Below are 11,715 nucleotides of genomic sequence, written 5' to 3'. Positions count from 1 at the left end.
GCCGAGCGGCGGGCTCAGCGGCCGAAGCTGGTGGCCGATGAGCGACTGCGCGAGTACGTGCAGGACCGGCTGGCCGGGAACGTCGTCCACGCCCTGGACGGCCGCGACTACGCCCACCGCACCTTCGACTGTGCCGGGCTCAGCGCCCTGATCCATGAACTTAGTCAGGGCCCCGTGCCACGTTCGAGCCCCCGCGCTGACAGCCCTTCTTTACCGTGTCCGTGCCGCACACCGGGCCGAGAGCGGCCACGCCGGGCACAGCGGTGTCCCGGACGCCATCACCTGGCTGAACACCGCAGCGTCCTCCATGCCCGAGTTGAGCCGCACCCCCTGAATCCGCCCATCGGGAGCCCTCACCGCTTCGGTCCGGCAGGACGGGTCCCGGCCGCTGCTGGGGACGACGGACGCCGCCGTGCAGGTCTCCTCCCGGACAGTTGTGGACGATCGCGTTATTCCCCAGGGGTAAGTTCACGTAATGCACCAGGCCCTGGTTTGTGAGGGCTGGATTGCGCCGGGCAGTCCCAGGGCGACCAGGAGGGCTGAGGAGAGCTCTTCCGCGAACAGGGCCGACCCGGTGAGCGTCTGCCGAATGGCTTGCTCGTCGGGCGTCAGTCCCGCGGCGGTCGACCAGGCGAGTGCGCCGGCCACGGCGGGTTCGATGGGGAAGTGCTCCAGAGGCATCTCGTAGCTCTTCGCCACCTCGCGGTTGAGCAGGCCCTGCCAGCCGTTGCCGTCCGGCGTGAGGGCCTCGATGAAGCCCACATCGCTGTCGAGGAAGGACACCATGACGGCTGGTGTCCCCGTTTGCTGGACGAGGTTCGCAAGGCTGCGCCGTCCGGCGTCGGCGAAGTCCGTGACCTGCCAGCCCTCCGCCAACACCTGCGTGTCGTCGATGCCCGTGAACCCGGCTGCCCGCATGAACTGGTGCAGTTCCCCCGTGGACCGGGTCGTCAATGATCCGCCTGAATTTCCCATGGCCCGCAAGTTAGCCGATGCCTCTGACAAGCCAACTCGTGCCCTGAGACGTCGGCATGGGCGGACCTTGGTGCGCCTTGTCGGCCGTGTTCCCGGGCCGCTCGTGGACACGAGCCCCAGCACCGGAGGCTGCGTGGCGTCCGCCCCGTTCAACTCGATCGGCAACACGCCAACCGCTCGGTGATGTCGCCGGACGAGAACAGGGCGGTGATCGTCCCCGTGGCCGCGAGCAGCCCCAGCGCGGCGAGGACGCCCGTGCCGGCCTGGCACGCCGGCAGTCCGGCCGTCGCGCCCCGGTCCACGTGCCAGGCCGTCTTCAGGGACCGCAGGACCGGCGCGGGCAGCCGCCGTGTCATGGTGCCGGTCGTCAGCTGTGCGCAGGCCTGGAGCCTGGACTCGCCGCGGTAGAGGTACTCCTCCGTCCGCGCAGCCGTCGGGTCGGGCGGAGTGCTCGGATCCGACGGGTCGGGCGTCGGCTGTTCCTGTGCGCCGGCCGAGGGCAACGTGGCCCCCTGGGTGGTCGATTGCGGCCGGCTCGTGAGGCTCAACGAGCCGGCCGGAATTTCGAACATCTGCGTTTCGGCCGGTCTGGGAACCCCGGGATCGGCGGCGCGGCGGAACACGCAGGGTGCACCGACCCTTGCCGTACGGGGGCCGGTCCGGAACACGGATGGCCGAGAGGCCGGGCGTGCCGCCCAGGGGCGACGGTGGCGTGCGCGACCGTCCCCGGTGCGCGCGCGAAGCCCGGGGGCCTGGCGTGCGCACCGGGGGCGGTGCGCCGGGGCCGTCCTACAGCTCGGTGCCCACGGCGCCGAGGAAGGTGCGGAACTTCGCGGCGGTCTCGGCGGTCTCCGCCTCCGGCTCGGAGGCCGCGACGACGCCCGCCCCCGCGTACAGCCGCAGTGTGCGCTCCTCGGCCTCGGCGCAGCGGATGGTGACGACCCATTCGCCGTTCCCCTGGGCGTCCCCCCATCCGACGACGCCGGTGAAGAAGCCCCGGTCGAACGGTTCCGTCTCGGCGATGACCTGGCGGGCGGTCGCGGTCGGTGTGCCGCAGACCGCGGGGGTGGGATGCAGGGCGCAGGCGAGCGAGAGCGCCGAGGTGTCGGGGGCGGCGAGCGTCCCGGTGACCGTGGTCGACAGGTGCCACATGGTGGCGGTGCGGATCAGGGTGGGCCGGGCCGGGACGGTCAGCCGCGAGCAGTGCGGGGCGAGGGCCTGGTGGACGGCGTCCACCACGACGGCGTGCTCGTGCAGGTCCTTCGCGGACTCCAGCAGCGTCGCCGCCCGGCGGACGTCCTCGGCCAGATCGGCGCTGCGCGGGGTGGACCCGGCCAGCGGGTTGGCGGTGACCTGACTGCCCTTCCGGGAGACGAGCAGTTCGGGGCTGGCGCCGATCAGGGTGCGGCCGGGAGCGGTCGGCAGCGCGAAGGTGTAGCCGACGGGGTCGCGGCGGGCCAGGCGCTGGAGCATCGCCGGCAGGTCGAGCGGGGCCGAGGAGGTCAGTTCGAGGGTGCGGGCCAGCACCACCTTGCTGAACTCCCCGCGCCACATGCGTTCCACGGCCGAGGCGACCCCGGCCCCGTAGGCCTCGGGCTCCGGTACCGGGCGTATCCGCCAGTCGGCCGATGCCGGGACGCCGACGGGGAGCGCGATCAGCGGATCGGAGGCGAGCGGCGGGGCGGTGCGCAGCTCGGCCGGCACGCTCAGGGCGGCCGGCGCCCCGTGGTCGAACGGGATGGCACCGATGACCACGGGCGACTCCTGCCCGGCCGCCGCTGCTTCGGCCAGGGTGGCGTTCACTCGCTCGTCCAGGGACCTCTCGTCGTGCGGCACCCGGCGCACGTCCCCGTGTGCCAGCAGGGTGCGGCCGGGGGTGGCGAGGAAGCGGGCGTCCGGGGTGTAGGCGTCCAGGAGCGAGGTGGCCGCTCCTATGACGGGGTGGGCCGGGTCGGCGGGGGGCATGGACGTGGCGACCTGGGATGTCGTCGACACGGGGACTCCGTTCTCGATGGTTCCGTCGGCGGGTGCGGGGGACGGGCGTGTACGGAAGGGCTGGGGGCGGTTCAGCGCAGGGTCGCGCCGCCGTCGACGTACAGCTCCTGCATGGTGATGTGCCGGGCGCGGTCCGAGGCGAGGAAGACCACGGCTTCGGCGATGTCCCCCGGGTCGGCGATCCGGCCCAGCGGTATGCCGGTGCGGTAGGTGGCCGGGTCGCCGTCGACGACACGCTGCTCGGCGCCCGGACCGGTCCACAGGGCGCGCTGCATCGCGGTGTCGGTGGACCCGGGCGCGACGACGTTGCACCGTACTCCGCTGCGCGCGAGTTCGAGCCCCAGACACTTGGTGAACATGACGGCCGCCGCCTTCGACGCTGCGTAGGCGGCCATACCGGTGCGGGGGACCCCGGCGGCGTTGGAGCCGACGGTGACGATGCAGCCGCCGCCCCGGCCTGCCATCAGCGGGGCGAGAGCCTGCGAGACGTGGAAGACGCCGTCGGTGTTCACCCGGAAGGTGTCCGACCAGTCCTCGGCGGAGAAACCGGTCACGGGGCCGGTGCGCAGGACGCCCGCGACGTTCACGAGTACGTCGACGGGGCCGAGTTCGCTCTCGGCACGGGAAACGGCGCTGGTCACCGATCCGCGGTCGGTGACGTCCATGACGTACGGCTCCAGGCGGCCCGCCGGACGCTCGCCCTCCGGTGTCTTCGCCTGCCGCCTGTGCCACTGTGCGGCCAGGGCGTCGACGCCGTCCTGCGCGCGGTCGGTGGCGGCCACCCGGGCACCGAGGGTGGCGAACAGCTCGGCGACGGCGGCCCCGATGCCCTGTGCGGCACCGGTCACCAGGACAGTGCGGCCGTCGAACTCGCCACTTCTGCCCGGTATGTGATCAGGCATGAGCAACCTCCTACGAGAAGTTAGGTAAGGGTAACCTAAATCAAGAAGCCGCTCGGCGGTTACCCGTCATCGGGGGCGCCCCGGGTGCCGACGGCCTCCACTGATCCGCTTTCGGGTATCCGGTAGGGATGGGAGGCAAGTTAGGTTAGCCTTGCCTGGTCACAGGCGGGGGAGTGCGTGCCGGTCCGGAACGGTCGGCGACGGCGTGACTCCGCGTGCCGGAGAAAGGATTCGCGGACGTGCCCATATCGCGCTGGAGCGCCCGAGCGCCGGTGTGCGACCGGACGGTCCGCCCGTCCGCCGGGTGCGGGGCGTCCCGCCCCCGGACCCCGCGGCCGGTCCGGCGCGAAGGGCCCGTCCCGGCCCGAGGGCCCGATGCGTCCCGGGGACCGGGGAGTCCGGCGCACCCGCGGACGACGCGGCCGGGCCCGTGGGTTCGCCGCCCCGCGCCCTGCCGCCGTGACCACCACCATCGACGTGCCGACCGCGCCGTCGGCGTCCACCCCGCAGGAGCCACCCGATGAATCAGACCTTGTCACCCGCACGTGTCCGCGCCGACGTCGCGGAACTGCTCGGCTGCGCCCCCGAGGAGATCGCGCCCGAGGAGAACCTGGTCGACCTCGGCCTGGACTCCGTGCGCATGATGACCCTGGTCGAGCGCTGGCGTTCCGCGGGGGCGGCCACGCTGGACTTCCCCGACCTGGCGGAGCAGCCCGAACTGGGCCACTGGACCGAACTGCTGACGGGTCGGACCGCATGAGCCGCGTCGACCACCGGGGCAGGCACCTGGACCGGATCGCCGAGGTGCGGGCGGGCCGGGCCGCCGAGAAGGTGGGCTATCCGATCGGCATCCGGGAGACCGAGGTCGTGCGGAGTGCCATGGTCGGCGCCGGCCTGCTGCGGCTGACCCTGGGCGGTCCGGGCGCCGAGGGGTTCGAGGCCCACGCGCCGGACGAGCACGTGAAGCTGGTCTTTCCGGACCCGGACGGCACGCTGCGGCTGCCCGAGCGGAACGGGGCGATGCTGCGCTGGCCCCGGCCGGCGGTCACCTCCCGGGAGTACACGGTCCGCCGTTACGATCCGGCGGCCCGCGAGATCGACATCGACATCGCCCTGCACGCCGGCGGCCTCGCCTCCACCTGGGCGCGTGCGGCCCGGCCGGGCGCCGTCGTCCATGTCGCGGGGCCGCCCGGCGGGCTGATCGTCCCGCACTGCTACGACCGCTATCTGCTCGCGGGCGACCTCACGGCCCTGCCCGCGATCGCGCGATGGCTGGAGGAGCTCCCCGGCAGCGCGAAGGGCTGGGCGTTCATCGAAGTCGTCGACGCAGCGGAGGAGATCGAGCTGTCCGCGCCCGAGGGCGTGGAGGTGCGCTGGCTGCACCGCGGCGACCTGCCGGCGGGGGCCGGGGACGCGCTGGTGCGGGCCGTGACGTCGGTGACCGTGCCCGAGGGGGAGCGGGTGTACGTGTGGGCCGCGGGCGAGGCGGGGCAGATCAAGCCGCTGCGCCGCTGGGTCCGTGACGAACTGCGGCTGGAGAAGGCCGACCACGACATCACCGGTTACTGGAAGCGTGGCGTCGCCGACTTCGACGAGGACGACCACCACTGACCGTCGGGCGGCCGGGGCGGGTCAGCTGCCCGATGCCGGTTGTCCTGACGCGAATTCGTCAACTAAGGTAAGCCTTACCTAATGAGCAAGGAGCACTTCATGCCCATACGCAGAACGTCCGGTCTGATCGGCGCCGTTTCGCTGGCCCTGGTCCTGGCCGGGTGCGGGTCCTCCTCGGAAGGCGGGTCGGACGCCGCTTCGGAGAAGGGCGGGACCCGGGTGTTCGCCGCGGACAACGGCAAGATCACGATCCCGGCCGAGCCGAAGCGTGTGGTGGCCACCGGTTATGCCGTGCCCGCCTTGATCGAGGCCGACGCGCCGCTGGTCGGGATCTCGTCGTGGAAGCGCGGTGAGCCGATGATGAGCGAGGAGGACCTCGCCGCGTACAAGAAGCTCACCAAGGTGGCCGGCGAGCAGGCGGCCGAGACCAACTACGAGGCCATCGCCGAGGTCGAGCCCGACCTGATCGTCATCGGTGTGCCCGCCCCCGTCCTCGGCGACATCGACGTCAAGCGGCTGGAGTCGATCGCCCCCGTCGTGGCGATCGGCCCGACCGTCCCGTCCGCCTGGCGTGAACTCTCCCGCAAGCAGGCCGACGCCGCGGGCGCACTCGACAAGTTCGACGCCGGCCAGAAGGCGTACGAGGTCAAGGCCGCCGAGCTGAAGAACAAGTACAAGGACGTGCTGCCCCAGCTCAAGCTCGGACACGTCGGAGCGTACGGCGAGGTCGCCAAGGGCACCTTCCAGCGCGAGTTCAACGGCTCCTGGGGCACCAACGTCGCCGAGGACCTGGGCGCCACGTACTACGGCAAGGTCAAGGAGGCCGGTGAGGGGTCGCGTTCGGTCAGCGAGTACCCCTCGATCGAGGAACTCCCGGCCGCCTTCGGCGAGGCCGACGTCCTGACGTACTCGGTCAACGCCGACGGCAGCGTCTCCGAGGCGGTGCGGTACGTCCTCGACTCCAAGCTGTGGAAGAACCTGCCCGCCGTCAAGGCCGGCAAGACCTTCCCGATCCGCTACACCGAGGCCGCCACCTACGGGCAGGCCGTGAAGACCCTGGACGCGGTCGACACGTCGCTCGCTCCGCTGCTGAAGCGGTGACCGTCGCGGGTCGCGCGTCGGGGCGGACGGGGGACAGGCGGGCCGCCGCGCGGCAGGTCGGCCTGCTCGTCGCGGGGCTGGTGCTGCTGGCGGTGGTGGCCGTGCTCAGCATGGGCATCGGCGCCCGCCACGTCCCGCCGTCCGAGGCCGTGCGCGCATTGCTGGACTACCAGGGCACCGACGACCACGTGATCGTGCGTGACGTCCGAGGGCCCCGCTCGCTGCTGGCCATCGCGGTGGGCGCCGCCCTCGCGGTGTCGGGCGCACTGATCCAGACGCTGGCCCGCAACCCGCTGGCCGAGCCCGGCATCCTCGGCGTCACCGCGGGTGCCGGGTTCGCCATCACCGTCGGCTCGGCGCTCGGGCTGGCGGCCGGGCAGGCGGGCCAACTCGGCTCCGCCGTCGTCGGGTCCGTGCTCACGGCACTGCTGGTGGCCGCCGTCGGGCGGCGCTCGCCGCTGCGGCTGGTGCTCACCGGCGTCGCCCTGACCGCCGTGCTGAGCGGTGTCGCGCTGGGCCTGCGGCTGATGCTCCCGGACGTCTTCGACACCTACCGGTTCTGGTCGGTCGGCTCACTGGCCGCCCGCGAACAGGCCCCACTGGCACTGCCGTTGACCGCCATCGCGGTGTGCCTGTTGGGTGCGCTGCTGCTGAGCAGGGCGCTCAACGCCCTGACACTGGGTGAGAGCGTGGCGCACACCCTCGGGGCGGGAGTCGGCCGGGTGCGCGTCGCCTCACTCGTCCTGATCACCGTGCTCTGCGCGGCGGCGACCGCGGTGGCCGGGCCGATCCTGTTCGTCGGCCTGATCGTGCCCCACCTGGTGCGGAGGCCTGCGGCGGGCTCCGTGCCCTGGCTGATCCTCTACACGATGGTGCTGGGCCCCGTGCTGCTGCTGATCGCCGACATCGGGTCGCGGGTACTGCTGCCGACCGGCGAGGTGCCGGTGGGCATCGTGACCGCCTTCCTCGGCGGACCCATGCTGATCTGGGCCGTCCGCCGCTTCGGGGCGGGATCACTGTGAACACACGTGGACGCACGAGAGAACGACGTACGGCCGTCCTGGCCACCGTCATGGTCGTACTCATGCTGGGCCTCGGCCTGCTCGGACTGTGCTACGGGGCCTCCTGGGCCTCCCCGGGCAAGGTGTTCGCCGTCCTGACCGGGACGGAGAGGTCCGTGGTGATCCAGGACTGGCGGCTGCCGCGCGTGCTGGCCGGGCTCGTCTTCGGCGCCGCCCTCGGAGTGGCGGGGGCGCTCTTCCAGAACCTCACCCGCAACCCCATGGGCAGCCCCGACGTGATCGGCCTCGACGCGGGCGCCTACACCGGCGCCCTGATCGCCATCACCGTGCTGTCGGGCACCTCCGCCCAACTGGCCACCGGATCCGTGCTCGGCGGACTGCTCGTCGCGGCCGCGATCTACCTGCTGGCCTACCAACGGGGCTTCTCCGGGCTTCGGTTGGTGGTGATCGGCATCGCGGTCAACGCCATGATGACCGCGGTCAACTCGTGGATCGTGCTGCGCGCCGAACTGGAGGTGGCGATCGCCGCCGTCGGCTGGAGCGCCGGCTCGCTCAACGGCGTGGGCTGGGGCGACGTGGGGATACCGTTCGCGATCATCGCCGTCCTGCTCGTCCTGATGACCACCCAGGCACACGCCATGCACCAGGCGTCGCTCGGCGACGCCGTCGCGGCCACCACCGGGGTCGGTCTCAACCGGCTGCGCCTGCTGATGGTGCTCGTCGGCGTCGGCTGCACGGCGACGGTGACCGCGGTGGCCGGACCGATCGCGTTCATCGCCCTGGCGGCCCCGCAGATCGGCCGCAGGCTCGCCGGCGCGGCCGGCGTTCCGCTGCTCCCCGCCGCACTGACCGGTGCGGTCCTGCTCCAAGGCGCCGACCTGCTCGCCCAGATGCTGCTGGCGCCCGTCGCGCTGCCCGTGGGAGTGGTGAGCACCGCGATCGGCGGTTGCTATCTGATCTGGCTGCTGACCAAGGAGGTGAGGCGCGCGTGAACGCACGCCTGACCGCGCGGGACATCACCCTGCGCTACGGAGACCGGGTCGTGTCCACACGCCTCAGTCTCGACGTCCCCGACGGCGCGTTCACCGCCATCGTGGGGCCCAACGCCTGCGGGAAATCGACCCTGCTGCGCGCCCTGGTGCGGCTGCTGCGCCCGGAGACCGGGCAGGTGCGGCTCGACGGCCGCCAGGTCGGTGACTACGCGCCCAAGGTCCTGGCCAAGCAACTCGGCTTCCTGCCGCAGGATCCGCTGGCACCCGACGACATCAAGGTCCGCCAGCTGGTGAGCCGGGGGCGGTTCCCGCACCAGTCGCTGCTGGCGCTGTGGTCGCCCGAGGACGAGGAGGCGGTCACCGAGGCTGGCCCAGCGGACGCCCTACCTGCTGCTCGACGAACCGACGTCGTTCCTGGACATCACCCACCAGTACCAGTTGCTCGGCCTGCTCGCCCGGCTGCGCGACGAGGGCCGCACGGTGATCGCCGTCCTGCACGACATCAACCAGGCGTGCCGGTTCGCCGACCACCTGGTCGCCATGAGGGACGGCCGGGTGGTCGCCGAGGGCGTCCCCGGGGACGTCGTGGACGCCGCGCTGATCAAGGACGTCTTCGACCTGCCGAGCATCATCGTCCCGGACCCCGTCACCGGCACACCGATGGTCGTCCCCACACTTCAAGGAGAGTAAGTTGAGCACCGCCAGCGTGTCCTCGGACGGTCTTCTCGCCCTGACCCGCGCGCAGTTGGGAATCTGGAACGCACAGTGTCTGGAGCCTGACTCGCCGTACTACCTGGTCGGCGACGTGGTGGAGATATCCGGTAGCGAGCCGGTCGACGTCGACGCGCTGGTGGAAGCGGTCCGGGCGACCACCCAGGAGGCCGAGACGCTGCGGCTGCGGGTGTACGACACCCCCCAGGGGCCACGCCAGGCGGTCAGCGAGGATCCGGTCGAACCACCCGAGGTGCTCGACGTCAGGGGGACGGCCGACCCCGTGGCCGCCGCCCAGGCACTCGTCGACGCCGAGCGGGCACGGGCCGCCGAGCGGTGCCGGGTGATGGTCGACCGGCCGCTCTACTCGCGCACCGTCATCAGGCTCTCCGACCGGGAGGTCTGGTACACCCAGCTCGGCCACCACCTGGTCTTCGACGGCTACACCGCGGCGATGCTCGCGCGCCGCACCGGCGCCCGCTACACCGCCCTGGTACGGGGCACCGAGCCGCCCAGGTCCACGTTCGGCGGCTTCGCCGCCCTCGTCGCCTCCGACCAGGCCTACCGGGACAGCGACCGGTTCACCGAGGACCGCGCGTACTGGGTCGAGCGCTTCACCCCGCTGCCCGACCTCGGCGACCCGGACACCGCGGCCGGGACGCCCGGCCGCACCCTGACCGCCCGCGCCGTCCTCACCCCCGAGGAGACGGCCCGGCTGCGCGCCTTCGCCGACGGCGAGGGCGTCACCTGGGGCGAGGTGCTGATCTCCGGGTACGCCGCCTTCCTGCACCGCATGCTGGGCCGCACCGACGTGGTGTTCGCGCTGCCCCTGATGTGCCGGGCGGGCTCCGTCGAACTGCGCACCCCCGCCATGGCGGTCAACGTGCTGCCGCTGCGGGTGGCCGTGCGCGGCGCCGACCGGCTCGGCGAGCTCAGCCGGCGCGTCGCCTCGGCCATGCGCGAGATGCGCGAGCACCAGCGCTACCGGGGCGAGGACCTGCCCAGGGACCTCGGTGTGCCCGGGGCGGGCGCGCTGCTGCACGGACGCGGCATCAACCTCAAGGCGTTCGACCTGGCCATCGACTTCGCCGGGTCCGGCGGCGTGATGCGCAACGTGGCGGGCGGACCGCCGGAGGACATGGGCCTGAGCGTCCTGCCGACCCGCGACGGCGGGCTGCTGCTCGGCTTCGAGGTCGACGCCCGCACCAACGACCAGGCCGGGGTCGACGGCCTGCTGTCCGGGCTCCGGGCCCTGCTGTCCGGGCTCACCGACGGCCTGCCGGTCGGACGGACCGCCCTGTCCGGCGACGCGGACCGGCTGCCCGCCGACTGGTGCCCGCCCGCCCTGCCGGGCACCCCGCTGGACGTGCCGGCCGCCTTCGACGCGATGGTCGCCGCCGACCCCGCGCGTACCGCCCTGGTCTGCGGTGACGACCGGCTGTCCGCGGCGGACCTCGCCGACCGGGTGCACCGGCTGGCCCGCGCGCTGCGGGCCCGCGGGATCGGCCCCGATGACGTGGTCGCGCTCGCCCTGCCGCGCTCCGCCGACTCGGTCGTCGCCCTGCTGGCGGTCATGGACGCGGGCGCCGCGTTCCTGCCCCTGGACGCCGCGTACCCGCCCGAGCGGCTGCGCGAGCTGATCGACGACACGCGCCCCGCGCTGGTCCTGACCGCCGGCGCGATCGACGGGCTGCCCTGGACCGCCCTCCTCGACGAGGCCGCCGGGCTGTCCGGCGCCCCCCTGGCCGACGGCGAACTGGCCGCCCGCCGGCACCCCGGGCACCTCGCGTACGTGATCCACACCTCCGGGTCGACCGGACGCCCCAAGGGCGTACTCGGCCGGGTGGGCGGCCTGGCCGCGCTCCTGCACCACCAGCGCTCCACCGTCGTCGCGGAGGCCGAGCGGGCGGCGGGCAGGCGGCTGCGCGCCGCCCACACCTACTCGTTCGCCTTCGACTCCGCCTTCGACCACCTGGTGTGGCTGCTGTGCGGTCACGAACTGCACGTCTACGACGCCGAGACCATCCGCGACGCGGACGCCCTGCTCGCCGCGTACGCCCGCGACGGCATCGACGTCGTCGACACCACACCGTCGATGGCGGCGCCGCTCGTCGAGGGCGGCCTGCTGGACCACCGCCCCACCCTGCTGGTCCTCGGCGGGGAGGCCACCCCGCCCGCGCTGTGGCGCAGGATCGCCGAGTCGGGCACGACCGCGCGCAACATCTACGGCCCGACCGAGGCGACCGTGGACAGCACCACCGCCCGGATCGACGAGGGCGGGGAGCCGACGATCGGCCCCCCGCTGGCCGGCACCCGGACCTACGTGCTGGACGGCGCCCTGCAACCGGTACCGCACGGCACGACGGGCGAACTGTACCTGGCGGGCCCGCACCTGGCCCGCGGCTA

10 protein-coding genes and 1 pseudogene are annotated in these 11,715 nt (G+C 73.0%); 7 read left to right on the top strand and 4 right to left on the bottom strand.

The window, feature by feature from the left end; translation table 11 throughout:
• Positions 1-468: 468 nt before the first annotated feature.
• The 4 genes from IH13_RS0105115 to dhbA all read right to left on the bottom strand — a co-directional run bounded on the left by IH13_RS0105115 (position 469) and on the right by dhbA (position 3,872).
• Positions 469-975, bottom strand: coding sequence for a hypothetical protein (locus tag IH13_RS0105115; RefSeq protein ID WP_158791047.1), 507 nt, complete (start codon positions 973-975; stop codon positions 469-471).
• A 149-nt stretch (positions 976-1,124) separates the two neighbouring features.
• Complete coding sequence (locus IH13_RS40465) at positions 1,125-1,478, bottom strand: hypothetical protein (protein ID WP_420713340.1); 354 nt, start codon at positions 1,476-1,478, stop codon at positions 1,125-1,127.
• Positions 1,479-1,764: 286 nt separating this feature from the next.
• Positions 1,765-2,970: an isochorismate synthase DhbC gene (gene dhbC / locus IH13_RS0105105; protein ID WP_031081366.1), complete on the bottom strand. Its 1,206-nt coding sequence runs from the start codon at positions 2,968-2,970 to the stop codon at positions 1,765-1,767.
• Between the two features lie 71 nt (positions 2,971-3,041).
• Positions 3,042-3,872, bottom strand: a complete 831-nt coding sequence (gene dhbA, locus IH13_RS0105100) for a 2,3-dihydro-2,3-dihydroxybenzoate dehydrogenase (protein ID WP_031081364.1) — start codon at positions 3,870-3,872, stop codon at positions 3,042-3,044.
• Positions 3,873-4,392: 520 nt separating this feature from the next.
• Between dhbA and IH13_RS0105095 the strand changes: the two genes are divergently transcribed.
• From IH13_RS0105095 to IH13_RS0105065, 7 genes and pseudogenes are all read left to right on the top strand, one after another.
• Entirely contained in the window at positions 4,393-4,632 is a 240-nt protein-coding gene (locus IH13_RS0105095; RefSeq protein WP_031081362.1) for a phosphopantetheine-binding protein, read from the top strand.
• Positions 4,629-5,483: a siderophore-interacting protein gene (locus IH13_RS0105090; RefSeq protein ID WP_031081360.1), complete on the top strand. Its 855-nt coding sequence runs from the start codon at positions 4,629-4,631 to the stop codon at positions 5,481-5,483. Before IH13_RS0105095 ends, IH13_RS0105090 begins: the two co-directional genes overlap by 4 nt.
• A 99-nt stretch (positions 5,484-5,582) precedes the next feature.
• Entirely contained in the window at positions 5,583-6,584 is a 1,002-nt protein-coding gene (locus tag IH13_RS0105085) for an ABC transporter substrate-binding protein (protein WP_031081357.1), read from the top strand.
• Positions 6,581-7,606 carry a FecCD family ABC transporter permease gene (locus tag IH13_RS0105080; protein WP_031081356.1) on the top strand — a complete coding sequence of 342 codons (1,026 nt, stop codon included), beginning with the start codon at positions 6,581-6,583 and terminating at the stop codon, positions 7,604-7,606. The genes IH13_RS0105085 and IH13_RS0105080 overlap by 4 nt, the downstream gene beginning before the upstream one ends.
• Before the next feature lie 50 nt (positions 7,607-7,656).
• A complete protein-coding gene (locus tag IH13_RS0105075; RefSeq protein ID WP_051835762.1) occupies positions 7,657-8,598 on the top strand; it encodes a FecCD family ABC transporter permease in 942 nt (313 codons plus the stop codon).
• Positions 8,595-9,288 (top strand): annotated as a pseudogene (locus tag IH13_RS36765) (ABC transporter ATP-binding protein). Before IH13_RS0105075 ends, IH13_RS36765 begins: the two are co-directional and overlap by 4 nt.
• 1 nt (position 9,289) lies before the next feature.
• A partial coding sequence (locus tag IH13_RS0105065) for an AMP-binding protein (protein WP_031081353.1) occupies positions 9,290-11,715 on the top strand: 2,426 nt, incomplete at its 3' end.

Origin of the sequence: Streptomyces sp. NRRL WC-3549 (assembly GCF_000721935.1) — a bacterium.
Classification (GTDB): domain Bacteria; phylum Actinomycetota; class Actinomycetes; order Streptomycetales; family Streptomycetaceae; genus Streptomyces.
Note: the sequence above shows the minus strand (reverse complement) of the source record. Positions and strands in the feature narration are given on the sequence as shown.

What these genes read in the sequence shown, in the direction of transcription:
- IH13_RS0105115 (WP_158791047.1), bottom strand. Translation starts at nt 975, where the DNA reads ATGGGAAATTCAGGCGGATCATTGACGACCCGGTCCACGGGGGAACTG.
- dhbA (WP_031081364.1), bottom strand. Translation starts at nt 3,872, where the DNA reads ATGCCTGATCACATACCGGGCAGAAGTGGCGAGTTCGACGGCCGCACT.
- IH13_RS0105095 (WP_031081362.1), top strand. Translation starts at nt 4,393, where the DNA reads ATGAATCAGACCTTGTCACCCGCACGTGTCCGCGCCGACGTCGCGGAA.
- IH13_RS0105090 (WP_031081360.1), top strand. Translation starts at nt 4,629, where the DNA reads ATGAGCCGCGTCGACCACCGGGGCAGGCACCTGGACCGGATCGCCGAG.
- IH13_RS0105085 (WP_031081357.1), top strand. Translation starts at nt 5,583, where the DNA reads ATGCCCATACGCAGAACGTCCGGTCTGATCGGCGCCGTTTCGCTGGCC.
- IH13_RS0105075 (WP_051835762.1), top strand. Translation starts at nt 7,657, where the DNA reads ATGGTCGTACTCATGCTGGGCCTCGGCCTGCTCGGACTGTGCTACGGG.